We start from the raw sequence: 24,863 nt of genomic DNA on the forward strand, positions 1-24,863 counted from the left end.
ATATGAAATCCCTGCCCGCGCTCCTCCTGGCGCTTGCCCTTCCCGTTGCCGCCTTTGCCGAGGCCACGCCGCAAGGCGGCCCGCTCGACATCCGCATCCGCACCGCCGTCTATAATGAAAACCAGGTCTACCGGATCGAAACGGATCTCAGGCATTCGACGACGATTCATTTCGGGGCGTGGGAACGACTCATAGCGGTGATTGTCGGCGACACCGAGAGCTTCCAGGTCGATCCGATCCCCGAGCTTGGCAATGTGCTGACTATCAAGCCGCATGTGGCGCAGGCCTCGACCAACATGACGGTGATCACCAACCGCCGCACCTATTCCTTCCATTTGCGCGAAGGCTCGATCCCGAACCGGTCGGCCAAGTTCTTCGAGGTGCGCTTCCGCTACCCCGATGAGGAACGCCGCGCGTCGGCGGCTACCCAGCCGAAAGGCCTCATAGCCCCCCGCAATTACAACTACCGCGTCTCGGGGATCGGCGATTTCCGCCCCAGCCACATCTACGACGACCGGCGCTATACCTACTTCGTCTTCCCTTCGAGCGGCCGCCAGCCCGCCCTCTTCAAGGCCGATGACCAGGGCCGAGAGCGCACGGTCAACTGGACCCAACAAGGCAACACCGTCCGGGTACTCGGGGTGAACACCTATTGGACGTTGCGCATCGGCGACGAGGCGATCTGCGCCTGGCGCGACGAGAGCGCGATCTACGTGAGCAACTGACCATGGCCGATCAAACCCCTCCCGAGCTGCAGGACCGCCTCGACCAGTTTGGGGCACGTGGCAAATCCAAACGCCGCGGCAACAGCCTCGGGATTGGTGCCCTCGCCGCCGCCCTCGCCCTCGGCGGGGCCGGGGTTGCGTATTTTCTGGCCACTGGACTGCAGGAGGGCGACAGCGCGCTTGAGACCTCCGATGTCGAAACCTTCCAGGACCGCCGCCCCGGCACCGGCGGGCGGCTGGAGTTTCCGCCCGACGAGACCTCCAACCAAGTCAATGACGCGCTGATCGCTGTCGAGGAAGCGCTCGACGTGCCCGCAGCCCCTGCTCCGGAACCGAGCGCCGAAGTGCTGGCCGAGATCGCCAAGGTGCGCGAGGCCCTCGCCGCCAGCCAGGCCGCGCGGAACTCGGAAATCCAATCCGCCGTTGGCGACCTGCGCGAGGCCTTCGACGAACAGAAGGCAGCGCTTGAAGCGACGCTCGCCGCAAAGGAGGCCGAGCTTGCCAACCTGCAGCGCCAGACCGAGACCCGCATCGAAGGGCTGCAGGCCATGCTCGATGCCGAACGGGCGCAGCGCGAGGGGCTCGAGGCTGAGCTTGACCGCGAGGGGCTGATCGCCGATCAGCGCCTTCTCGAAGAACGCCGTCGCCAGGAGGAAGAACAGCGCCAGCGCGAGGCCGCGCGGATCGCCGAAGAGCTCCTCGCCGCGCAAATCAAATCGCCAGCGGTGGTTTATGCCGACGGTCCGCGTGGCGGCCAAAGTGGCGCGGCGGTGGTCGATCCGGCGACCGCTGGCACCGGGGGGCCGGTCCTCTCGGGCAATGAGCAGTTCCTACAGAGCGCGCGTTCGCTCGAAATCCAGGAAGCCGCCCGCCTAACCAACCCCGAGCGCACACTGACCCAAGGATCCGTCATCCAAGCGGCGCTCCAGACCGCCATCAACAGCGATCTGCCGGGCTCCGTTGTCGCGGTGGTCTCCGAGCCGGTTCCGGCGTTTTCCGGGGACCAGATCCTGATCCCCCGTGGCTCCCGCCTTTTTGGCCAATACCGCTCCGGCATCGAGATGCACCAAAAGCGCATCTTGATCCTCTGGACCCGCGTGCTGACTCCGGACGGTACCTCGATGGAAATCGCAGCCGTGGGCGGCGACCAGCTCGGCCGCTCGGGCCTCACCGGCCTTGTCGACACCAAGTTCGCCGAGCGCTTTGGCGGAGCGGCGCTGATTTCCGTGATCGGGGCGGCACCGGCGGTCGCAGCAGAGAGCGCCAACAACGAAACCACAAGCATCGTTCTGGGCGACGTCGGCCGCGATCTTCAGGATGCGGTCGGGTCGGTCATCGCCGATCAGGTCTCCATCGCGCCGACGATCTATGTCGATCATGGCGCGTCCGTCACCGTGCTCGTGGACCGGGATGTGGTGATCTATTGATGGATCAGGCATCACCAGCGTCGTATCTCGAGCGCTATCTCGATCCGTTCCGCGACCTTCTGCGACGCGACGACGTGGTCGAGATCGCAATCAATCCGGACGGCAAGGTCTGGCTCGAGGTCGCGGGCGACGCCACCATGCGCCACGAAGGCCAGACCGTGGACCGGACAACCGCCCTCATCATGGCCCAGACCATCGTCGGCGATGCCAAGGCTCGTGTCTCTGAAAAGAACCCGCTCGTCTCCGGCAAAGTGGAGTACGCGGGTCGCCCGCTTCGGGTCCAGGTCGCCGTGCCACCCGCCATCGACCGCGGTGCCTCGATCACCATCCGCCTCTTTGGTTCTGGCAGCGCTCGGGACTACGCCCCCGCCTATCTCTTCGGCAAGGCTGTCTCGCTCGAGGCCCTCCGCGCCGAGAAAATGAAAAACATCGCCCAACTTGCCGAAGAAAACCTTGAGACCGCGCTGCAGACCCTGGTCGAGGCACGGCTCAACGTCTTGATCAGTGGCGGCACCTCCACCGGCAAGACCACCTTCGCTCGCCACCTCCTGACCCACGTCAATGAGCACGAACGGCTGATCACAATCGAGGACGCTTTCGAGCTGTTCCCCAGCCAGCCGAACACCGTCGCCCTTTTGGCCGACCGCGGTTCCGGATCGCAACGCAGCGCCAATGCCCTCCTTCAGGCCTCCCTTCGCATGCGCCCCGACCGCATCATCGTCGGCGAACTGCGCGGGGCCGAGGCCCTGACCTATCTCGAAGCCATCAACACAGGGCATGGCGGGTCAGTCTCTACGATCCACGCCGAAACTGCGGAACTCGCCATCGACCGGCTGGCGATCATGGTGCTGCAGGCTGGCACACCCCTGACCTTCGCCGAGGTGCGCGAGTACATCCGAAAATCCATCGATGTGATCGTGCAGCTCGGGCGAGTCGACGGGAAGCGGGGGATTACGGAATTTTATCTGCCAGATTAATGGCGACTTTCAACAGCATCGGCGAAAAGCCGACTTTCGCTGCGCTTCGCGCCGTGGCCGGCAAAGCGCGGGAGCTGCCTAAAAGATTTCTCGTTTCCTGGCACGAGGTTACATCGCAATCATGTTAACGGATCGTATAGCATATACTGGCGCTTAGACGCGCATTTCGCTGAACACATCCGAGACGACCTTGCGCAACCACTTCTGGCCCGGCTCGCGCTCCGTTCTGAGATCCCAGCAAAGATCGAAGGAAAATACCACTTCCTGCAACGGCAGGGGGACAGACCGCAGGTTATTCAATCGAGGGTCCAGCGAGAATAGGCGTTGTGGGGCGATGGCGATGAGGTCTGAATTGGCCACGATATCGGGTATTTCAAACCAGCTTGCGACCGTCATCGCCATGTGCCGCGTCAATCCGCGTGCCGCCAGCACGTCGTCGATAACGGTCGTGCCCGTAGCCGATTGCGACAATTTCACGTGGGGCAATTCAGCGTATAGTTCGGCGGTCATCGGCTCGTGCGCGCGCGGGTGATCGCGCCGCATCAGGACGACAATCTCGTCAGCTAGCAGCCGCTGGGACCGGACCATTTCCGGTTGCAGACGCCCCGGTGTCAGACGCACCTGCATGTCGACGCGGTCCCAGACGCTTTCCGGCGAAATGGTAAAGGGCAGGATGTCGATGGACACGCCCGGGGCTTCGACCTGCAGCCGTTCGGCAAGCCGCGGCAGCAGAAAAGCTGAGACATAGTCAGCCACCTGCATGGTAAAAACTCGCTCGGCCTTGGCGGGAAGAAACTGGTGCTGCAAGGAAATAGCTGTCGAGATAAAGCCGAGACCGCGCTCAATATCGGCATAGAGGTCTCGGGCGCGATCGGTGGGCCTTACACCGTCTGCCGTCCGAAAGAAAAGCTCGTCGTTCAACATCACGCGCAGCCGTGCCAGCGCGTGGCTGACGGCGGAGGGCGACAGACCGATCTCTTCCGCCGCACCCGCAATCGAACCACGATTCATGATTGCCCGAAAGATGACCAGCAGGTTCAGGTCAAAATTGCGCAAATTCACCATGGCGTCACCGCAGTAACTCGACGATTGTCAGGGTCACTGGCGGCACGAAAGCCACCAGAAGCAAGACCCCGATCATCACCCCCAGCATGGGCATCAAGGGTCGGGCGATCTGTCCGATCCTAAGCCCACTTATCGCCGCCCCCACAAAAATCGTGTAGCCGAAAGGTGGCGTGGCCATCCCGATGGTGAAATTGATCGCTACCATTGCCCCGAACTGGACAGGGTCCATGCCAAGCTGCTCTCCGATGGGTACGAGAAACGACGCCAGAATGATCATCGCGGCGAGATTGTCCATGACGCAGCCGATCACCAACAAAAGCAAATTTACCATCAGTAGGTACAGCATGGGTGTGTCGGCAAATACGTCTAGGGTGTGCGTGACTTTCCCGGGCAGTTGTTCAAATGCCATGACCCAGCCAAATCCGTTCGCCAAAGCAATGATGAACATGACGATGGTCATGGTCTTGAGTGATCCGCGCGTGACAGGGACGATGGTCTGCAACGTCAGTTCCCGGTAGACACCGAAGCCCAGAACGATCGCGAATGCGGCGGCGACGATGGCCGCTTCGGTCGGTGTGACGATGCCGCCATAGATTCCGCCCAAAACGATGATCGGCCCGCACAAAGCCCACTTCGCCGCATTGAAGGCGGCCCAGACTTCGGCGCGGGTGGCCTTGGGTTGAGCTGCGATCTCGTGCTTGCGCGCGTGGTTCCAGCACAGCACCATGAGGCCGAGGGCCAGCAGTATCCCTGGAGCAATGCCCGCCAGGAAGAGATCGCTGATCGATGTTTCGGACATGACGCCCCAGACTACCATCGGGATCGACGGGGGCAGCATTGGTCCGATGATGCCACCGGCGACCGCAAGGGCCGTAGCGAATGCACGCGAATATCCACGCTTTTCCATTTCGGGGATCATGATGGCGCCGATGGCCGCCGTGGTGGCGGGGGCGGAGCCCGAGAGCGCGGCAAAGAAAGCAGCCGCCAGAACCGCAACCATGCCGAGGCCCCCAGTGCGATGGCGAACCAGCACGTCCGCGAACCCGACAAGACGGCGCGAAATGCCACCCGCTGTCATCAGGTCCCCGGCTAGGATAAAGAACGGAATGGCCAGTAGGCTGAAGGATTGCGTGCCCGACACCATGCGCTGCGCAAAGATCATCATGTCGATGTCGGCGGTCCAAAGCGCGCCAATCGTGGCAAGCCCGACCGCAAAGGCCAAAGGCACGCGCAGCAATAACATCAAGGGCAGGCCAAGCGTCAGTACGAGTATGGTGTTGCTCATGCGGTCGCCTCGGCGGGGTCCGGTTCCGGAAAGAGTCGGGCGACCCCGTGCAGGATGAAAAGCGCGCCGCATACCGGCACACAAAGATAAAGCGTCTCTATGGGAATTTGCAGCGCGGCACTCTTTTGCCCCGCCGTGCGCAACACATAGTCGATGCCTGCGGTAAGCGTGATCCAACCAAAGATAACAGCCAAAGCGGCGACCCAGCGATTGGCCCACCCTTGCAGCCGCACGTACCGCGAAGGGATGGTTTCAATGGCGACATGAAACCCCTCGCGAAGACCCACGGTCGCATATAGTAGCACCAGCCAGGCAAAGAGAATGATCGCCAGTTCCTCGGTCCAGCTGGGTGGTGACCCATGGAAATACCGCATCAGGACTTGTGTCAGCAAAAGGCCAAGTATCACGAAGATCAGTCCAACACATAAATTGGCCACAAGCCGCGAGATCACGCGGCTTATGGTATCGATCCAAGATGCAATTTTCCTCACCGGACTAATCCAATTGCGTCAGTTCGAGGACACGGCTTGAAGCGCGTTCTCAAGCAGTTCGGTGCCGATCGTTGGCTCGAAGCGCTCGTATACCGGCCCAACCTTGGCTCGGAACGCCGCGACATCATCAATATCGTTGATTTCCATACCCTTCTCCTGAAGAGCTGCGACCATGTCCGCCTCGGCTGCGGCCACGGCCTTACGCTGTGCAGCAATCGCGGCGCGGCCCGCATCCATCACCGCCAGCTGCACATCCTCTGGCAGACGCGCGAGGCTGCGTTCGGATATCAGCAGATGGATCGCGGAATAGGTGTGCCGCGTAAAGCTGAGAAACTTAGTGACGTCAGCGTAATTGTTGGAATTGACCACAGAAGTGGGAATCTCCAGACCATCGACCGTACCTTGTTGCATGGCGGTGAACACTTCACCCCAGGCCATCGGAACGGGGCTACCACCAAGTGACGAAAACATCTCGATGAACACGGGGTTCTGCATGGTGCGGTATTTGACGCCTTCGACATCCTCGGGCTTGCGCACGGGCCGGGTGTTGTTGATCATATTGCGAAACCCACCTTCCGCGGCACCGAGAGAGACGACACCGTCTTCGCGCAGGTTGGCGGCAAGCTGTGCGCCGACTTTGCCATCAAGAACCATATGCGCCTGCTCGGCACTGCCAAACAGGAACGGCAGATCGACAAGCTGGTAGGTCGGCTCAAGGTTGGCGACCACGGCATTGGTGATCACCCCCATGTCGATGGTGCCAAATTGCAGACCTTCAAGGATCTCCTTGTCGTCGCCCAATTGCCGGTTGGGAAAAAGCTGCACCTCGACCCGGCCGGGCATCGCGGCTTCAAGCTCTTTCTTGAAGGCATGCGCAGTAATCGCATAGGGATCCGTGGGGCTGTCCGCCGTCAGCCATGCAAGCTTCAGCTCGTATTCCGCAGCGTGCGCGGTTCCCGTCAGGGCCGCTGTTGTCAGTAATGCGCCAAAAAGTCTGCGCGTCAAAGTCATGGTCATCAGGTATCCTCCCTTAGATGAATTCCGGGCCGAATTAACACGGCATCCGAAACGTCTGTGAAAAGACTAAGCAGGTGATGGCCAATGCAAACAGTTCATAATTTACACAGTAAGCTGCACGTTCTGCATGTGATAAATGCATATCATGCAGCAAGACGTGAAAGAAATGAAGTTTTCGCAGGTCTTGTTTGATCCTATGCTGTTGAAAATGTAGCTATCGGCACCGGCATGACCGGAAGAATGAGGACCATCATGTCAGGAGCTGTATGCGAAAGGGGCCTTGTAAAGCGGGATCTATGCTGGCCGGGGAGACGCCAGATCGCAGTTGTCTTCAACCTTGCCTATGAGATGTGGGCGTCCGGCGCTACTTCCGGTGTCGGTCCAATGGGCAACTTGCTGGCAGATGGTCTGTTCGATCCCAATGCCGACAGCTACGGGCGCTACAACGCCACTCACGGCATCCCACGACTGGTTTCCATCCTTGAGCGCCACGGCATATCAGCGACGTTGATGACCTCGGGTTTAGTGGCGGAATCCTTTCCAGACCAACTGCGCACCTACGCCGAACGAGGACACGATATCGTTGGGCACGGGCTGGCTCAGAACATGATATTCCCAACCCTGTCCACGCAAGACGCGCTGCATTCCATCACCCGAACGACCAAACTGATCGAAGCGGCGACTGGCCGACGTCCTGACGGATGGATCAGCCCTAGGGTGACGTCGTCGTCCGATATACAAGAAATGTTGTCGGCGCAGGGCTATGCGTGGCACGCGGATGTGCTGGACGGCGATCATCCTTACATCCAGCAATTCAGACATGGCAGTATCCTCGCTATCCCCATGTCTGTCGAGTTCAACGACCTGCCGCACGCAATGCGCTTTGGCCGGACACCCGGACAATTTGTTGAACTCTTCAAAGAAGCCCTCGCCGGGATTCGGGCGCAACCTTCAGAAACAATTATCCTTGATATACTTGCCCACGGTCACTGCTATGGTCGCCCCGCCGCGGCATGGGCGATCGACGAGATTGCAAGGATATGCCGAAACCATGAATCGGTCTGGCTAACAACCCGTTCCGAAATCTCTACACATTGCGCACGGCTGGGCGAACGCGCTGTTTGAATACCACAGTCCAGTTTTACAGCTCGCTTAATATACTACTTACGCGCAGCGTCTAACGCCCTCAGTTTGGACCAATGCGCGTAGCAAAACTTGCAGCGATAATTGCAGGCTTCTGTTACGTGCCAGCTCGCGACGAGTTGAGGTTGAAGTTCCATTGCGCTCTCCTTGCAAAAGTGTTGCTTGAAGAAAGTGGCCGATGCGGGCAGCGCAAAGACGTGGGATTCTCGGAACATTTCGATTATTCTTGGGCTCGATAATATCTGCAATATCTGCCTGTGTTATAAGTGCTACCTATCCTGGTCACTCATTTGAACTCGCCCCAGGAACGGCGGGTAAGTTTCGCTATGCCGTCACTCGCCATCTCAAAATGCTACACAAAGCATGAATGGCCGGTTCGGTGACGCTGCAACGCAGCGGCAGCTTTCCGGGTCAATGGCAGCAAAGGGCCGTTCACGTAATGGCCACATTTACCCACCCAACAACTCATCGATGAAATCCTCCTGCCGGTCGAGCGTGTTCTCCCACTCTTTCGGCACCATCGCGTCGCGCTTAAGCGTCTCGAGTTGAGGCTCCCCGCGCCCACCCTCCATCGCCATCACGCTCATCGACCGTGCTTCGCGGCGCTGCGAGCGGTCCCGAATAGGCGCACGTTCCGTTGGTTTCATCGGCTCATCAGCGCCAGCGTCGTCACCACCGTCGCCGCCCCAAGGCCCCACTCCCTGGACACTCGGCGGATATGGGAAAGGTTTTCCTTCCTGGCGGGCCAACATCTCCTTGAAGAACGGGTCGTCGTAATACTTGATGCGGCTCGCCTTGATCGGGTGCTGGGGCGAGGCAAGGATGATCACCTCGTCGGGGTCCATCAGGCGCGCCTCGGTCTCGGAAAGCAGCGGCCGCTCTTCCAGCCGCGCCGAAGTCGAGGTCGCGCCAAGGAAACCCTTGTTGCGGCCATACATGCGCGTGACCGCCTCGCGGGTCGTGCTGCCCACGGCGGCCGAGACCTCCTTCACGGTCCGCTGGTCGCGCGGGGTGATATAGAGCTTGAGCCCTGCCCCGTTCTCGAGACTTTCGCGGCCTTCGGGCCCGTAGATCCGGTCGAGCGAGGCCAGCGACTGCGCGATCATCGCGACGCGACCGCCATAGCTCGCCAACGAATGGATCGCGCGCTCCATATAGGGCATCGCCCCCATTTGCTGGAATTCGTCGATCATCATCATGACAGGCCAAGGTTCGTCCGGGCCCGGTTCATTTAGCCGGATCGAGGCGATGAGATCGGCGAACATCAGGCGCAGGAGTGGTGCCAGTGTTGCGATGTGATCCTCGGAGACGGCGATATAGAGCGACTGCGGTGTCTTCCTGAACGTCGAGAAATCAAAGTCACTCGCCTCGGTGGCCGAGCGCACCGCAGGGTTGTCCCACTGCTTGAGACCGGCAGTCATCAGCGCCTGGATGTTCGATGTCAGCAGGCGCGACGAGGCCGAAGCTGCATTTGTCCAAAGCTCGCGCAGGATATCTTTCTCCGCCTCGTCGGCATAGGTCTTGTACTGGGCGTTCTTGTATTCGCCACCGGTGACGATCTTGTTCACCTCGCCAAGGTTCGGCGTGCCACGTTGGATCGCCAGCAGACAGGCGGCCACAAAGATCGACTTGCCGGCCTCGGAGAAGGTGTCGAGGGTCTTGTTGTCCTTGTCGAGAAAGAGGTCGGCGAGGATCGAGACCTCGGTGAAGCGCTGCGCGAAGCTCGGGGCCTTGGCGATCCGCGCGAGCGGGTTGTAGCGGTGCGTGGCATTGGCCCAGTCGAACGGGCTGAACCGATAGACCTCGTCTCCGTTCAGCGTCCGGAGCCGCGCGGTCTTCTCGAAGTTCTCACCCTTCACGTCGAGCACCACGACCGAGCCCGCGAAGCTCAGGAGGTTCGGGATCACGAAACCCACACCCTTACCGGCACGGGTCGGTGCCACCATCATCACATGCGGGATGGTGGTCGAGGAGATGAACTCGGCCTTGGAGTGCGGCGCGCCGAGCTTGCCGCAGACAAAACCCTTTCCGGGAGCCTGCAGCATGTCGTTCTTCTTCAGTTCGGCCTTGGTCTGCCAATGGGCCGAGCCGTAATCGTCGCGCTCTTTCTTCCAGGTCCAGGCAAGCGCCAAGCCGCCGAGCCCAATGGCCCCAAAGCAGACGGCACCGAACCCCACCTTGAAGGCTTCGGGATGTGCCGCGCGTGTGGCTGCGCTGGCCTTCCAGAGCGCCAGCATGTCGAAACTGCCGAACCCGATTTTCAGGGCCAGGGTCAGGTAGAAGGCGGCAACGATGGTGCCGATGACGGCACCACAGACCACACCAAAGAGAAGCGCGGTCCACAGGGGAAGTGTCTTGGTCATGGTGGGCATCTCCCCCTTCAGAATTCCATCTCGTCATCGAGGCCACGATCCAGTGTCTTGGCGCGACCGAGATCACCTCCCAATTCTTGGGCCTCCTGCTGGCCGCGCAGCCGCGCGACCTCCGTCACCTTGTCCTGCTGCAACCCGGCGGCGCGGTCAGTGAAGACCTGGTCGCCCGTCTCCTCAAACGTCACCTCGAGGAACTCCTGCGTGACGGTGATTTGATCAAGCTTGCTCGGTAACGCGGCATCCAGCACCTCGTAGTTGCCACGCCGGAGTTCGGCCAAACCTTCCTCGCCCAACTCCTTGAACAGCTCGGATTGCAGCGTCCGTTCGACAGTCTCCTCCTGCGCCTCGGTGAGCTTGCCGTCCCGCAACATGTCGGCGAGGTCCTGCAGGTAGGAATTGGGCGTCCGGTCATCCTCGGCGATGAGCGGCAATGTCGCCTCCTCTTCGTCCTTAAGGGTGCGGCCGATCTCGACGCCCATTTCCTTCGCCCGCTCCATCAGTGCGTCCATCACCCCATCGACCTTCTCCAGCGCTGCATCGAGCTGGTCGTCATTAGCGGTCTCGACGCTGAGGCCGTCCTTGGCGAGGACTGTATTCATGTCACGCTCGACCCAGTCCTGAGCCATGCCGTAATTGCGCGTACCGCCGACGGTGATCCGTGCCACCAGCTCCTCGCTATCCATCCCGGCATCTTCGGCGCGTTCGAGGACGTCGCGCAGCCCAACATCGGTGCCGGACTGCAGAGCTGCGATAAGCACCTCGCTGCCCGCTCCCGGCGGATAGGGTTCTTCAAGTTGCTTGCCGAAGCGCGTACGCAACTCCGGGTTCGGCACCATCTGCGAGAGATCCGCGATGACCGGTGCCGCCTTGGCCTCGAAGGCGGCGCGTTCGGCCGGGTCCAGTTCCTCGGCTTTGAGCCGCAGCGCCTCGATCGTGCGCTCGGAATAGTCGATCGCGTCACCGACGGTCGTGATGTCCTTCATGTCTATCTCTCCTTGCGCAAAATTCCACGGCGCGCCCGAGCCGAGACCGTCCGCCATACCGCGCACGGCGCGCGCCATGTGGCGTCGGTCCATCCGGTCCAGCAGATCGGCGAGGTTTTTGTAGTCCTTGGCGAAGCCCACCACCTGCGCCTGCGCGATGGCGGCTTCCTGGGCCGTCATGACGATTTCGCGCGGCAGGCGGGCCTCTTCCTTGGCGCGGTAGATCTCCTCGATGCCGGCGGGCTTTTCGAAGATGCCGCGCTCGAGCCGGGTGGTGGCGTCGAGCATGACGCCGTAGCGTTCCGCAATCTCGGCCTGCTTCTCGCGCATGAGCTGCGGCGACATCACACCCTCGGCCCAGCAGGAAAACCAGGTGCCGTTTTCGACGCCGCGATTGTTCAGGATGATATGCGCGTGCTTGTGCGCCCGGTCGTCATGGATCGCGAGGACGTAGTGCCACTGGTCGCCATATTCACCGCTCTCGAAGAAATGCTCCGTCCAGTCCATGGCGATGTCACGGACCTGCTCGACGGTCACGTCGGTCGGGAAGGACAAAAGCATGTGCGAGGTGAAACCGAGCTTGGTGGAGCCGCGCCAGGTCCCGGCCCAATCCTCGATGATGTCCTCTTTCTGCTCGTCGGTCAGGACCGCCGCATCGGTCAGCGCGTTGGTCATTGTCGAGTAGGTATAAACCGCCTTGTCGTTGATGTAAGAGATCTGCGCCCCGAGCGAGGCACGCGTCTTGCAGCCCCCCGCCCGAATACGTTTGAACACCGCCGCCCGGCTCTGACCCGAGGCTGCCTTCAGCGCATTGCGCGCGGACATGGACCCGACGTGCGCGAAACTCCGCCCCTGCCGACGGCCCGCCAGCCGCGCGTCGATCCGCGCCGCGGCCTGGCCCCGGATACGCTCGTCCTCCCAGAGCCGGCCCATGACCGAGGTATAGAGGGCGAGCGGATCAGCCATTGCGCACCAGCCTCAGACCTCCGCCGGTGGCCGGTGAGCTTTCCTCCAGAACCTCGCTCTCCGCCCCCTGCCCGTCTTCCTTTTGCGACCACTCCTGATGACGCAGTGCCTGCGCCGCATCCTTCATTCGGCCCAACTCACGGCTCATGGACTGCGCCAGATCGAGCAGTTCGATCAGCACCACGCGGTCCGTCTCCGAGACCTCCAGCCGACCTCGATGGACCGCTTTGGCGAGGACCAGTCCAGCATCACTCACATCCTTCGCCTGACGCCATGCAGCGCAAAACTCCGAGACCAGATCGCGCGGTACATCGAGAAATCCACACCGTCTGCGCAGCACCGCATTGAGCGCCTGCGACCGGTTGGCGAATCCCCGCTTGCACCACTCCGCATCAAAGGCTTCAACCTCGGAACGGCTCGCGCGGAACGCCACCGTCTCACTCGGATCACGCACCGCGACGCCCTCGCCCACCTCCTCTTTCGCGAGCCGGTTCACATGGCGTGAAGTGATGCCAAACGCAGCGGCCAGCTCCTTGGCGCTCTCGCCCGCAGCAAAGCGCCGCGCGACTTCTATGCGCTGCTCAAGCTTCAGGTTTTTCGCTGGCCTCGGCACGGGTCAGACCCCTCGGACAAAATGTGCAAACATTGGCCATATCCTGCCAACGTCTTCCTTCTCTCTTTCGCTTATACATCAATACATCACATTGCGCAATATTACGTTTTGATTGTTGTGTCTTTTTGCTGGCATTGGGACGCATTCAAAACCACGGCGCAGCGCGGCATGGAACGTGCGCAGTGGTCACCGATGGTGAAAATCGGCTGGAGAAAGGCTGCTGGAATCAGTGTCCGCGCACCGCGTGAAAGCGCTCATATTGAGCGCCCGAGCCGGTCTCCGATCAGGGGCCAGGAACACGAAAACGTCCCGCGCGAAATGGCGCGAGTCACGCCCTTTGAGGGTGTCACGAAGTTTCTGAGAGACGGCCTCAAAGCCCTGCGGATCCGAGGACCCGCAGGGGTGTCTGGGTCGGTGACCCAGTCCCGGAGAGCGCAAGTCGTCGTAACGGCTGCGGGCGATCAGCGCCTCGGTCACGAGGCTATCGAGGGTCTCGGGATGGGTATCTTCATCGAAGGCGGCGAGGTAGGCCTCGAAGGCCATGTCGGCTTGCAGTTCGGCGAGGTCGATGGATTGCTCATATGTCATGATGTGATCCGGCCCAACGATCGTCGTTGGACGGATCGTGGAAAAGACCGGGGGCATGAGAGCGGGCTGCACCCGACACGGGGCGGAATGAAATGGAGCACGCCGGGGGGCAGGTTTGTTGTGAGCGATACTCCGCAGCGCTCAAGGCGCCAGCCGTCCAGAAACCTGCCCCCTGCGTTGCCGCCCGCTCGACCCCGGGCTAGCGATCTCTAAGGCCAACAGGTCGACGGAAAGGCACGCGGCGGTGACCCTGACGTGAGACGTTACCCTCAGATGCATGACGTTAATCTGCAGCTTCGTGGCCTTCAGCACACGATGGGTTCGTCGGCCCGAGGACTTCACCGGGCAGGACATACGCAGGCGGTGGCCTGAAAAGAATATGAGCGCTTCGCTCGCTGGACAGGCTTCAACGACCTTACGCGGACCCGGCAGCGATCAGACCGCCGTCGCGCCGGGACGGGCGTCAAGCGTAGTCGCGATCAGCGGCCTTGTCCGCCAGCGGCGGCAGTGTCCATCGGGCAGGGAAGAGGGCCGCCCGGGGGCGACCCATCCTCGCGAGAGGATTTACTCCTGAGGTTCCCTCGAGCTGGGCGGGAACATCACCAGCTCCGAGACCGCGACGGGGAAGTCGAGCTTGAGGCTGAAGAACTCCGAGCCATCCCCGTTGCGCGTGTTGCGGAACATGGCGCCCACGCGTTGGAAGCGGGTGCGTTCCTGGCCGTCATTGTCGGTGAACTTGACGGGGACGGTGGCGACGTAGTGGTTGGTCATTTGGGTTACTCCTTGTTGCGATGGGGATCACCCGGCACGGGGGCAAGAGGCCCGGTCGCAAGCGCAAATGCGGAGGGTCCGCGGCCCGCCGTGGAAGCCGTTTTTGTGCTTGCCGAAGCGTGAGCTGAGGGCACGGACGGGCCGACCCCGTGCGATCCACATGCATAGCAAAAAGGAGAGACCCGGATGACCTCTGCCATCACGCAGTCGCCATTGGCCTCGTTCTAGTAGAGATGACGCGCCCAGTCGCCGCAAACCGCCACATAAGGGGACCGTGTTCCGGAGCGGCATCGATCGGGAGAAGTCGTTCTTCTGCCTCAAGCTGGGCTTTTGGAGCAGGACCGCTGGCTGGAGATGATCTGTCATTGCGATGCCCCCAGGTCAACCCGACGGGGATGGGTCGCAGCTAGGGGACCTAGGCTTCAGAGACAGTGCGGGTGGCAGTCAGTTCAAGCGTGCTGTGAGCCGTCTCTTTGGGACACCCATGACAAATCTCGCCGCCTGGGCGATTACGCGCCTAGGCGCTCGAGGATGGTCTTGGTCTCGGGCATGCGCTTCAGCGAATTGCCAATGCGCTCGCGCCAGCGCGAGCCAACCTCCAATGCTGTGGCATAGGCTCGGGCCAGATCATCGGGGCGGTCCTCGGCCATCGCCTCGATCAGGAAGGCCGCCTGCTCGCGATCCTTCGCCGATTTGAGGCTCCCCGCCCCGTCGCGCCGCCGATCAGCAATGATCAGTTTATGGACTGCATATCTCTCGGGGCGTGGCACCTGGACCAGAACGCCGGATCGATAGAGCGCCGCCGCATGGATCGGCTCAGAAATCAGGAAGTTGAGATAGTTCAATCCTTGGGCGTTCACGCCCAATGCTGGCAGATCACGGATCGTTTCATCCCCGAAGGCTGGCGTCAGGAACTCGACCAACTGACCACTGCCGCCCTGCGCCCATCGCCAGGTTCGACCCTTGTCGAGCCCGGGGACCGGGGCGAACTTCAGCGCCGAAAAGGTCTCGGCCAGACCCGGGTCAACCTGATCCTGCAGGGCCACGCTGAGCTTTTCGAACTGGGCGATGTCGATGTCGCCGGTGTTGGCCATACCGCCAATGGGCAGGCGGATACCAAGCTCGCCTTCATAGAGGCGGAATGCATTCGTTCCGACGATGGTGCCACCCAACCGGAATGTCCCGGCGGCGGCCATGGCCGACAGGATAGAACCGGTCGCCCGGTCGGTGGGCGTCATGCCTTCGGCGCGCAAGAGCCGGACAAGCCGCGACCGCTCTGCCCGTCGGTCCTTGGCTGTCGCACGCAGCTCCTCGATACGGTCAATGCGCGCGCGCGTCTCGTCGCTGTCTTCGCCGATATAGATGAAGCGCATCTCGGTGCCGACACGGCGGGCCGCGTACCAATACGCCTTGTCGCCGCGCTCCTTGAGCGTCGGCTTGCCGTCCACGCCGGACAAGGCGTCATCCTTCAGGAGCCGCACCAGATCGGTATAGGCGCTCATCGCGATGCTGCTGAGTGGGGTCATGCCAATCATTTCCATGTTTTGCTTGGCACATGTATACCTATCAAAACATGAAATTGCTAGGCATAAGGTTTTTGGCACACCATCACCCCGATCAGAAACGGATAAAGGGCCGCCCAAAGGCGACCCTCTCAATTCATGTCTCCGCGGTCTTCTTCGCCGGGTCCGCAACCCGCATGACCGTCAGACCTTTCGCCTCGGCCTTCTGGCCGAGGTTCAGCGCCACGCCGTTACCTCCGAAGAGAACAACCCCGGTCGCCGCGAACTTGTCGTCCAGCATCTCGTCGTTGCACTTGAACGGTGCCGCCCGCCCGTGTGCGGACCAGCGCGGATCGAAGCGCGCCTGCGCGACCCCGCGCGCCCGCGCCCACCGGGCAGCGATCATCTCCGCCCCATGCTTGCCACCCTTGTGGCAGAGGAAGATCTCCTGATTGCGGTTCTGCTTGATCCGCTCCCGAACCTTGTCGAGCGTATTGAAGATGACGTCGATATCGGTCCAGTCAGTGGCGCCTGAGACGATCAGAGGCACGCCTTCGACCTTCGACTTCGCAGCCGTCTCGCGGTCATGTTGTTCCAGGAGTTGCCGGGCCTCGAAGATGGCGCCCGTCTCCTGCGCCCGGACGCTGGCGCGCGATCCTGCCGCCGGGATGAAGGCATGGCCCGTCTCGACCTCGTAGCATTCCGCTGCTGCCTCGCTCATCACCTCGATGGCGCCGACGATCTCCCGCAACTGCAGGAACCGGGCCTGCGCCTCCTCAATGGCGGTCTCGGCGATCTCCGATCCGTCATGAGACTTGGCCAGAGCGCCAATCTTGTCGGCTGTTCGGTCGACCTCCTTGCCGAGCGCCACCTTGCGCCGCTGCAGGATCGTCGCTAGCCCATGGGCCAGAGGTTCGATTTCTGCCTCTAGCCCGGTCCGGCGCAACTGCCCGAGCAGGGTCTCAAAGCTCTCGCGGATGATGCTGTCCTTCAGGACGTGATCCTCCGGGATCGGCAGCTGTGCGTCCTTCTCGGTCAGCCCGAAAAGCTCGATGGTCTCGTAGGTGTTCGCGGTGTCGTAAGCCATGTCTGGTCTCCAGTCTTCGGTTCCAAGGCCACCACGTGAGTGTGGGGGCATGGCCGAATGCCTGGTTTCCGAATCTGCCCGGGTCAGGGACGGCGCAGCCGCCGGCTTGCCGGGCGCAAAAGTTTTCAGTCTGCAACACCCGACAAAGGCGCGCGCTCACGCACGGGACCGCGCCGCGCCACAGGCCCCGCCCTCGCCGAAAAGTTTTGCGATCCTTGACGCGGGCTGATTTGGGGGCCATCCGGAGGATATGCTTCCACACTCATGTGTGTGTGTTTTGATGGTAGGTTTGCCCGACCCGAGCAGGCAAACGACGCGACCGGGTGCGGGAGACGGATGGAGCGGCGGGATCGTTTTGCCCCGCAAAACAGACCAGAGCGCAATCCGGCGGAGCGGCCGGGGAGCGACGTGCTCGCGAGGCGGGCAAACCGGGATGCCAGGCGCGACGCCGCGGTGAGGCCGCATGGCCGAATGCGCGACGGACCGAAGGGCCGTTCTCCCCTGCGACACGCGAAGCCGAGCTGGGGAGATGGAATGGTTGCCGCCCTCCCGGAACGGCATCGCAATGTGCCAAGATGTGGATCGTAGAGCCATAAACGGAGAGGACGGCAAATTATGAATACTATGATCGGTGTCGACTTGGCAAAGTCAGTTTTTCAGCTTCACGGCGCGACAATGACCGGTGAAGTTCTGTTTCGCAAGAAACTGACGCTGGCGCAGTTTCTAAGATTCATGTCTGAGCATAGCCCGGCAACGGTGGTACTTGAATGTTGCGGGAGCGCTCATTTTTGGGCGAGAGAGATGCGGAAACTGGGTCACCAAGTTAAGCTGATCCCCCCGCAATATGTTCGTCCATTTGTGAAGCGACAAAAGAATGACGCAGCAGATGCCGAAGCGATTGTCGGCGCAGCACAACGGCCTGAAATGCGGTTTGTTGAGCCCAAATCTGCAACGCAGCAGGCACGGGCGGTTCTGTTTCGGGCACGCGACCGCCTCGTCCACCACCGCACCGAGCTGATGAACGTCCTACGAGGTGTACTTTATGAACAAGGGTTCGTCTTCCCACAGGGGACACATCATTTTACTCGCGTTCATGTTATGCTCGACGACCCCGAGTCAGACCTTGACCCGTTGGTTCTGGAGGAATGTCGGGATTTGACTGAACTGATCGCTGAGACAACGGACCGGATCAATGCCAAGACCCGAAAGATCGCGGCCCTTTCAACAAAGTCGGACATGACACGGCGGCTCCAGTCGATGCCCGGTCTTGGGCCAATGACAGCGCTGGCGATTGAAGCATTTGCGCCACAGATGGACAACTTCAGAAAGGGACGCGACTTCGCAGCCTGGCTGGGACTTGTGCCGCGGCAGAATTCGACGGGCGGAAAGACCCGACTTGGGCGCATGTCCAAAGCAGGGCAAAAGGACATAAGACGCTTGCTGATTATTGGCGCCATGGCACGGCTCACCCCGCGCGGCCGCCTGGGAATAAAACCAGGATCATGGCTGGCTAGGATGCTGGACCGGAAACCGAAGATGCTGGTAGCGGTGGCTTTGGCGAACAAGATGGCTCGAATGATCTGGGCGATGCTGACAAAAAAAGAGGACTATCGGGAACCGGCCCAGGGTGTTCTGGTCTGAGCATATAAACTCAATCAGATAACCTGACGCCGGGAAACGGGAGGTGTGAGAAATCGAGAAATTGAATGGGAAACGGATCGAAAAGATCGGGAGTGGGAAAACCAGTTTACGGCCTAGGGCGCACGAGCCCGCAGGGGAGATTGAGGCCTGCTCCGCTGATCACCATACCGGCCAGCGGCATATCAGACGCCGCACACTAAGGCCAGATAGAAGACCGCACTCGATCCCACCTCGCGACGTCAGATACTTCTTGCATAACGGGCGGCAACCATAGAAGGCCAACAGGCTCAAGTCAAAGTTGATGGGGCAGTGCTCCCGCATCCAAAACGACACGGATCCGCAAAAGCGCTCATATGCGCAACATCATGCGGGATGGACGGCGAACCGTTAGTAGCCTTGCGGCATTGCATACGCAGCATTCTTCATAAGCGGCCACTCGTCGCGTTGAAGTCGAAAGGTAGCAGTGCGCAGAGAACAGACGGTGCAAAGTTGCACACACCTGCCCGGCCTTTGGAAGATGAAGGGCGCGAAGCTGCCTTCCACCAGCCGATCTGCTGTTGCTTTGCTGCCATTTAAGCACTGCACTTCTCATGCGGGGCTCATAGTGCGAACTTGATGCAAAAATCTAAACAGACCGGCGGCCACGGGCTGGTATTCAAATGACTGTCTGCGGCAAGCAGCGCTACACGGGCGGTGGCGTGAGTGCGCACCGTCACGCAACGACTGGGAGACGTATGCAGTTATAGCCCAACGAAATCGTGCGTCCGGTCATGGGATCATGCAGACGCGCCCTGAACCGGTCTGCGGCGCGGACTCCGCCAATGGCGGTCAGCGTGCCGCACATCATCGCCGCGTTGTCAGGCATGGCGGTTGCGTCGATCAACTCAGCCAGCGGCCTGATTGCGGCCAGCGTGCCAAATTGATAGGTGACCCAGCCGCCATCCTCGAAAATTTCAGACACCAGCGTCAGGTCATCCAGCCGATCCTCGACGTCGCTCCACCGCCACAAATCCGCTGCTACAGGTTTTGGGCAGGCCTGCTTTGAGGCCGCGACCGACACAGCTTCGAGCCCACGGTCGGTATGATCGGACCCGAGGCCAAGCCAGATTTGATCGTTGGAGATAATGATCAGCGGCTCTGCCTCGCCAGACGTTTCATTTCCGAGTACTTCGATCCGGTCAGACTGACATAGCAGATTCGTCCCAATGCGGTAGAAAAGCGGTGTTGTCGTCGGAGGGGGGACGCCAATTTCCACAAGTTCTTCTATATGGTGCCGGACAGCGGCAGTATCGCGTCCAGTCCATCCTGCGACAATTAATGCGTTGATACGAAAGCTTTGCGGGCCGGTGGGTGTCTCGAACTGCATCACGGATCCTTTCGGGGCTGGCTTGCCGCCTACAAACCGCTAACCTGACCGACATGCAAGCTTTGGACACCCTTCCATGACGCTGGATCAAATCACCGCTTTCCTGTGGGTTGCCCGGCTTGGCGGGTTCCGAAAGGCTGCCGAACAACTTCATCTGACGCAGCCGGCCATCTCGACCCGCATCGCCAAACTGGAGGAGGAGCTTGCGACGCCGCTCTTTGAGCGGGACGGGAGCGGCTTGACGTTGACACGGCAGGGCACGTTGTTGTTGTCCTATGCTAGGCAGATGCTGTTCGTGCAGGACGAGATCCGCAAGCATGTGGCCGATACGGCGGGATTGACTGGGTTGTTCCGGATAGGCGCGTCGGAGACCATCGCGCAAAGCTGGCTACCTGACTTTCTGAAGGCGTTCAGCGCCGTTTATCCGCGGATCAACATCGACCTGACGGTCGACATCTCGACTGACCTGCGCGAATCGCTTCTGACGCGCCGGCTTGATCTGGCGCTACTAATGGGGCCAGTATCGGAATTTTCCGTCGAAAACATAGCGCTGCCGCCGTTCGATCTGCACTGGTATTGTGCGGCGGACAGCGCGCCTGTCGATCTGGCGACGACGCCCGTGATCTCGTTCTCAGCCAAGACGCGCCCTTACCGTGAACTGATGACGTTGCTGGCCCGCCATGTCAGTCCCAGCGTGCGTGTCTTTACCTCCACCTCGTTGTCAGCCAGCCTGCAGATTATTGCTGCGGGTTCAGCGGTCGGGCCATTTCCCCGCGCGCTGGCTGGCAAGCTGATCGCCGAAGGGCGGATCATCGAATTCGACCCCGGTTTATCTGTCAGTCCACTGGCGTTTACTGCCTCCTACCTAGGAGAGCCGCGCAATTTTCTAGCCGAGGATGGGGCGGTTATTGCCTTGCAAGCCGCGAAGGAATGGCAGGCAATGAATTAAAACTATTTATAGAAACTGATCGAAATTGATAATTTGAATTGCTCATTTGCCTGTGCAACCCTTTCCTTGCGTCACGGGGAGTGTGAATGGCCTTGGATCAGATCACCTATGAAATACTGCGGACCCAGCCGGCCTCAGACGTCCGTCAGGCAATCCGAGGCGGGACTTGGACCCGGCATACCGCAGGGCTGGCGCAGGGTAAGTTGCAATGCAATCTGGCAATCCTGCCTGCACAATACGCATTGGACTTTCTGACCTTCTGTCAGAGAAACCCCAAGCCATGCCCTGTCGTGGGCATAACCAACAGGGGCGATCCGATGATGCCGACGTTGGGGCACGACATCGACATTCGTACAGATGTGCCACAGTATCGCACCTTTCGTGACGGCGTGTTGACCGGCGAGCAATCCGACATCATCGATCTATGGCGCGACGATCTTGTTGGTGTAGCGATTGGGTGTTCCTTCACCTTTGAAAACGCCCTCGTGGCGGCGGGAATACCTGTGAAGCATATCGAACGCGACACGACCGTGCCAATGTATAATTCCAACATCCAGTTGACGCCTGCGGGGCCGTTTTCAGGAACCATGGTCATTACCATGCGCCCGATTCCGCGGACCCGCGTCGATGACGCGATCCGGATCAGCGCCCAGTTTCCGCAGGCTCACGGTGCACCGGTTGCGGTAGGCGATCCAGCAGACGTCGGCATCGCTGATCTGCAGCGACCCGATTGGGGCGAGCCCGTGCCCGTCACTCAAGACGAGGTGCCGGTATACTGGGCCTGCGGCGTGACCCCTCAGAACGTCTTGCGCGCGGCAAACCTGCCGCTGTGCATCACTCACAAGCCCGGCTGCATGCTGATCGCAGACGCGGGCGAACGCGACGACACAAACATTCTGTCGGGACTAAGACCCGTCGAACCTACCAACAAGGAGAACCAAACATGAAAAAGACACTGACTTTGCTTGCGATGACCACGACCTTGGCGTCACCCGCTCTGGCTGAAACACTAGCCGTTGTTGGTAGCTGGTCGAGCCTTCCGCTAAACAATGAATACGAAGTGCCATTCTGGACCGAAACCCTGCCAGCGGCTTCCGATGGCGAGATCGTTATCGAAATGACAACGCACGATCAGATGAATTTAGGCGTCGGCGATATTTATGCGCTTCTCGGACAGGGCGTCTATGATGTCGGCATGACTGTGGCGGATTACGCTGTTGCCGACGCACCCGAGCTTGAAGGCCTCGATGTGCCAATGTTGAGCGGTAATGCGGAAGAAGCCCGCGCCATGGTCGAAGCGGCGCGTCCGATGATTGATGACATCTTTGCGACACGTTTCAACAGCAAAGTGCTGGCGATTGCGCCCTACCCGCCACAAGTTGTGTTTTGCAACGCCGAAATCAGCAATCTTGATGATCTGGCAGGCATGAAGATCAGGGCTTCCGGGCGCATGACGGCGAAGTTTCTTGAAGCCCTCGGGGCCGAAGGCATCAACGTGTCCTTCGCCGAGGTTCCCGGCGCTCTGCAAAAGGGCGTTGTCGATTGCGCGGTGACCGGCGCAGGGTCCGGCTATTCAGCTGGCTGGTGGGAAGTCTCCACGCACCTGATGCCGATTGCACTGGGTGGCTGGGACCCGGTCGTCACGGCCATCAACATGGACAAGTGGAACAGCCTGACACCAGAGATGCAGACCCTTATCCAGACCGAAATCAAGGCAAACTTCGAAGACCCAGCATGGGCCTCCGCCCAGAACGCACTGACCAACGACATCGCTTGCCTGACCGGCGAAGGCGAATGTACTGGCGGTGACGTGCGCGGCATGACGCTCGTGGCTGTGACGCCGGAGGATGAAGCGAAGGCGCGGGAAATTCTGACAACCGAAGTATTGCCTGAATGGGCGGAACGCGCTGGTGACAAATGGAAGGCTCGGTGGAACGACAGCGTGGGTGCCACCGTAGGCGTCACCATTCCCTGACCTGATGCTCCCTAAGCCGGTCGGGCGGCTGCAACTGCTGCCCGACTGCCATGTCATCCTCCCACGTAAAAGGAGAAGCGGCCATGGCCGACAGTGTCTTGCACCTCATGCGCACCCTCAACCGGGGTGTGGCTTATCTGATCGGTATCATGCTGCTGGCCTGTGCAGCATTCGTTCTTGCCGATATTGTGTTGCGCCAGTTCGGCACCTCGTTCGGCGGCACAGACGATATAAGTGGCTATGTCATGGCCATCGCGACAGCCTGGGGTATGGGCTTTGCCTTGCTCGAACTAAGTCATGTGCGCATCGACCTGCTGCGCCAAAAGGCGAATCCGCTTGGACGTTCGTTGTTCGATATCTTTTCCATGATCGTGATGACCGCTGTCGTGCTGGTCATCGCCTATCATTGCTGGCCGGTGCTTGAAAGGTCGATCACCAATTCATCCACTGCGAATACCCCGCTAGAAACGCCGCTGATCTGGGTGCAGGGTCCGTGGTTCGCAGGGTGGGTCTGGTTCGGCATCGTGTCGACGCTGACCACACTGTCGGCGCTTGCGTTGATACTGCAGGGCCGTTTCGCGGAGTCGGAACAGGCTATCGGGGCCTTTGGCGAGGCGGACATGCGATGATAACATATACCGCCGTTGGGCTTCTGGGTCTGCTGGCCCTGTCCATTCCCGTCGGGGTCGTCCTGTTCCTGCTTGGCATGGGGATCGACCAATTCTTTAGCTCTTTTCCGTTGCTGCGCGGTCTTGGAGCGCTGGTGTGGTCGTCATCGAACTCGGCCACGCTGATCGCCATTCCCTTCTTTGTGCTGTTGGGCGAAATCCTCGTACGCAGCGGTGTAGCTGCCCGCACCTATGCCGCCCTCGACAAATGGGTGTCGTGGTTGCCCGGTGGTCTGATCCATGCCAACGTCGCGACGGCGACCATGTTTTCGGCAATCTCGGGTTCGTCCGTGGCAACTGCGGCGACCGTGGCCACCGTGGCAATGCCGCAGGCCGAAAAGCTCGGCTACGATCCCAAGCTGTTTTCCGGGGCCATCGCGGCTGGAGGCACGCTGGGCATTATGATCCCGCCCTCGATCAACCTCATCGTTTACGGCTTTCTGACGCAAACCTCGATCCCGCAACTATTCCTAGCCGGCCTGATCCCCGGTCTTGGGCTTGCGCTGGCATTCGTTGTGATAACCGCGATCATCTGCGCCCTGCGCCCGTCTTTGGGAGGGGAACGCCGCAGTTTCCCGCTGTCAATCATGATGCGCGCGCTTGTCCAACTGGTGCCGATCCTGTTGCTGTTCGCCGCAATCGTCGGGTCGATCTACAAAGGATGGGCCACGCCTACCGAAGCCGCTGCCGTGGGCGTGGCCGGGGCCTTCATCATCGCCTTCTTTTTTGGACGCGTAGACTTGGCGATGGTGGGTCAGGCGACGTTGGGCACGGTCAAGATCACATCGATGATCATGCTGATCGTGATTGGTGCGTCTTTCTTGAACTTCACCCTCGCCTCGGCCGGATTGGGCCGTGAATTGCAGGACTTCCTGAATGGCTTGGGTCTGTCGGCTGTCTCGACAATGCTGGTAATCGTCTTGATTTACATCGTGCTGGGCTTCTTCATCGAAACACTGTCGCTGATGGTGGTGACAATCCCGATCATGGTGCCCTTGGTCATCCAGCTCGGGTATGATCCGGTCTGGTTTGGCATCCTGATGATCGTGCTTGTGGAAATGGCGCTGATCACACCGCCCGTGGGCCTCAATCTGTATGTGGTCCAAGCCGCGCGCACCTCGGGCAACCTATCCGATGTCATGCTGGGGGTCATTCCCTATGCTTTTGTTTTGCTGCTCATGGCCGCGGCCTTGCTCATTTTTCCACAGATCGCATTGTTTCTGCCCGCCCTTTTGAACTGATAGAGGAGATG

Annotated in this window: 22 protein-coding genes; 10 read left to right on the forward strand and 12 right to left on the reverse strand. The window is 60.5% G+C overall.

What is annotated here, in order from left to right; all coding sequences use genetic code 11:
- Positions 1-2: 2 nt before the first annotated feature.
- From ROS217_RS20085 to ROS217_RS20095, 3 genes are read left to right on the forward strand one after another with little or no spacing between them, the layout of a single operon-like run.
- Positions 3-725: a TrbG/VirB9 family P-type conjugative transfer protein gene (locus ROS217_RS20085; protein WP_009819649.1), complete on the forward strand. Its 723-nt coding sequence runs from the start codon at positions 3-5 to the stop codon at positions 723-725.
- Positions 726-727: 2 nt separating this feature from the next.
- Positions 728-2,152, forward strand: coding sequence for a TrbI/VirB10 family protein (locus ROS217_RS20090; RefSeq protein ID WP_009819650.1), 1,425 nt, complete (start codon positions 728-730; stop codon positions 2,150-2,152).
- The gene (locus ROS217_RS20095) at positions 2,152-3,129 is read left to right on the forward strand and encodes an ATPase, T2SS/T4P/T4SS family (protein WP_009819651.1); all 978 of its coding nucleotides are present in this window, start codon (positions 2,152-2,154) and stop codon (positions 3,127-3,129) included. The genes ROS217_RS20090 and ROS217_RS20095 overlap by 1 nt, the downstream gene beginning before the upstream one ends.
- Positions 3,130-3,282: 153 nt before the next feature.
- Here the strand turns inward: ROS217_RS20095 and ROS217_RS20100 are convergent, their stop codons facing one another.
- The 4 genes from ROS217_RS20100 to ROS217_RS20115 are packed head-to-tail and all read right to left on the reverse strand — an operon-like array spanning position 3,283 to position 6,987.
- The gene (locus tag ROS217_RS20100; protein WP_009819652.1) at positions 3,283-4,194 is read right to left on the reverse strand and encodes a LysR family transcriptional regulator; all 912 of its coding nucleotides are present in this window, start codon (positions 4,192-4,194) and stop codon (positions 3,283-3,285) included.
- Positions 4,195-4,198: 4 nt separating this feature from the next.
- Complete coding sequence (locus ROS217_RS20105; protein WP_009819653.1) at positions 4,199-5,479, reverse strand: TRAP transporter large permease; 1,281 nt, start codon at positions 5,477-5,479, stop codon at positions 4,199-4,201.
- Positions 5,476-5,970: a TRAP transporter small permease gene (locus tag ROS217_RS20110; protein ID WP_157046730.1), complete on the reverse strand. Its 495-nt coding sequence runs from the start codon at positions 5,968-5,970 to the stop codon at positions 5,476-5,478. Before ROS217_RS20110 ends, ROS217_RS20105 begins: the two co-directional genes overlap by 4 nt.
- Before the next feature lie 18 nt (positions 5,971-5,988).
- A complete protein-coding gene (locus ROS217_RS20115) occupies positions 5,989-6,987 on the reverse strand; it encodes a TRAP transporter substrate-binding protein (RefSeq protein ID WP_009819655.1) in 999 nt (332 codons plus the stop codon).
- Positions 6,988-7,371: 384 nt separating this feature from the next.
- On the opposite strand from ROS217_RS20115, the gene ROS217_RS20120 reads away from it, so the two are divergent.
- On the forward strand, positions 7,372-8,112 hold the full coding sequence (locus ROS217_RS20120; protein WP_157046731.1) for a polysaccharide deacetylase family protein: 741 nt from the start codon (positions 7,372-7,374) through the stop codon (positions 8,110-8,112).
- Positions 8,113-8,579: 467 nt separating this feature from the next.
- On the opposite strand, the gene ROS217_RS20125 is transcribed toward ROS217_RS20120, so the two are convergent.
- From ROS217_RS20125 to ROS217_RS20155, 7 genes are all read right to left on the reverse strand, one after another.
- Positions 8,580-10,493, reverse strand: a complete 1,914-nt coding sequence (locus ROS217_RS20125; RefSeq protein WP_009819658.1) for a type IV secretory system conjugative DNA transfer family protein — start codon at positions 10,491-10,493, stop codon at positions 8,580-8,582.
- A 17-nt stretch (positions 10,494-10,510) separates the two neighbouring features.
- A complete protein-coding gene (locus tag ROS217_RS20130; protein WP_009819659.1) occupies positions 10,511-12,451 on the reverse strand; it encodes a relaxase/mobilization nuclease domain-containing protein in 1,941 nt (646 codons plus the stop codon).
- On the reverse strand, positions 12,444-13,064 hold the full coding sequence (locus ROS217_RS20135; RefSeq protein WP_009819660.1) for a helix-turn-helix domain-containing protein: 621 nt from the start codon (positions 13,062-13,064) through the stop codon (positions 12,444-12,446). Before ROS217_RS20135 ends, ROS217_RS20130 begins: the two co-directional genes overlap by 8 nt.
- Before the next feature lie 186 nt (positions 13,065-13,250).
- Entirely contained in the window at positions 13,251-13,652 is a 402-nt protein-coding gene (locus tag ROS217_RS24790) for a hypothetical protein (RefSeq protein WP_157046732.1), read from the reverse strand.
- A 564-nt stretch (positions 13,653-14,216) separates the two neighbouring features.
- Positions 14,217-14,423, reverse strand: a complete 207-nt coding sequence (locus ROS217_RS20145; protein ID WP_009819662.1) for a hypothetical protein — start codon at positions 14,421-14,423, stop codon at positions 14,217-14,219.
- A gap of 509 nt (positions 14,424-14,932) precedes the next feature.
- Positions 14,933-15,949 carry a nucleotidyltransferase family protein gene (locus ROS217_RS20150; RefSeq protein ID WP_254656494.1) on the reverse strand — a complete coding sequence of 339 codons (1,017 nt, stop codon included), beginning with the start codon at positions 15,947-15,949 and terminating at the stop codon, positions 14,933-14,935.
- A 133-nt stretch (positions 15,950-16,082) separates the two neighbouring features.
- Positions 16,083-17,012, reverse strand: coding sequence for a DUF2493 domain-containing protein (locus ROS217_RS20155; protein ID WP_009819664.1), 930 nt, complete (start codon positions 17,010-17,012; stop codon positions 16,083-16,085).
- Positions 17,013-17,627: 615 nt separating this feature from the next.
- Here ROS217_RS20155 and ROS217_RS20160 point away from each other — a divergent pair.
- The gene (locus ROS217_RS20160) at positions 17,628-18,653 is read left to right on the forward strand and encodes an IS110 family transposase (protein ID WP_009819665.1); all 1,026 of its coding nucleotides are present in this window, start codon (positions 17,628-17,630) and stop codon (positions 18,651-18,653) included.
- A 712-nt stretch (positions 18,654-19,365) separates the two neighbouring features.
- Here the strand turns inward: ROS217_RS20160 and ROS217_RS20165 are convergent.
- Positions 19,366-20,019 carry a DUF2848 domain-containing protein gene (locus ROS217_RS20165; protein WP_009819666.1) on the reverse strand — a complete coding sequence of 218 codons (654 nt, stop codon included), beginning with the start codon at positions 20,017-20,019 and terminating at the stop codon, positions 19,366-19,368.
- 76 nt (positions 20,020-20,095) lie between these two features.
- Here ROS217_RS20165 and ROS217_RS20170 point away from each other — a divergent pair, with 76 nt between their 5' ends.
- The 5 genes from ROS217_RS20170 (at position 20,096) to ROS217_RS20190 (ending at position 24,852) form a co-directional block, all read left to right on the forward strand.
- Entirely contained in the window at positions 20,096-20,968 is an 873-nt protein-coding gene (locus tag ROS217_RS20170; protein WP_009819667.1) for a LysR family transcriptional regulator, read from the forward strand.
- An 86-nt stretch (positions 20,969-21,054) separates the two neighbouring features.
- Entirely contained in the window at positions 21,055-21,915 is an 861-nt protein-coding gene (locus ROS217_RS20175) for a putative hydro-lyase (protein WP_009819668.1), read from the forward strand.
- On the forward strand, positions 21,912-22,943 hold the full coding sequence (locus tag ROS217_RS20180) for a TRAP transporter substrate-binding protein (protein ID WP_009819669.1): 1,032 nt from the start codon (positions 21,912-21,914) through the stop codon (positions 22,941-22,943). Before ROS217_RS20175 ends, ROS217_RS20180 begins: the two co-directional genes overlap by 4 nt.
- An 83-nt stretch (positions 22,944-23,026) precedes the next feature.
- Positions 23,027-23,572, forward strand: a complete 546-nt coding sequence (locus ROS217_RS20185; protein WP_009819670.1) for a TRAP transporter small permease subunit — start codon at positions 23,027-23,029, stop codon at positions 23,570-23,572.
- Complete coding sequence (locus ROS217_RS20190; protein WP_009819671.1) at positions 23,569-24,852, forward strand: TRAP transporter large permease; 1,284 nt, start codon at positions 23,569-23,571, stop codon at positions 24,850-24,852. The genes ROS217_RS20185 and ROS217_RS20190 overlap by 4 nt, the downstream gene beginning before the upstream one ends.
- The last annotated feature ends 11 nt before the right edge of the window (positions 24,853-24,863 follow it).

This window comes from Roseovarius sp. 217 (genome assembly GCF_000152845.1).
Classification (GTDB): domain Bacteria; phylum Pseudomonadota; class Alphaproteobacteria; order Rhodobacterales; family Rhodobacteraceae; genus Roseovarius.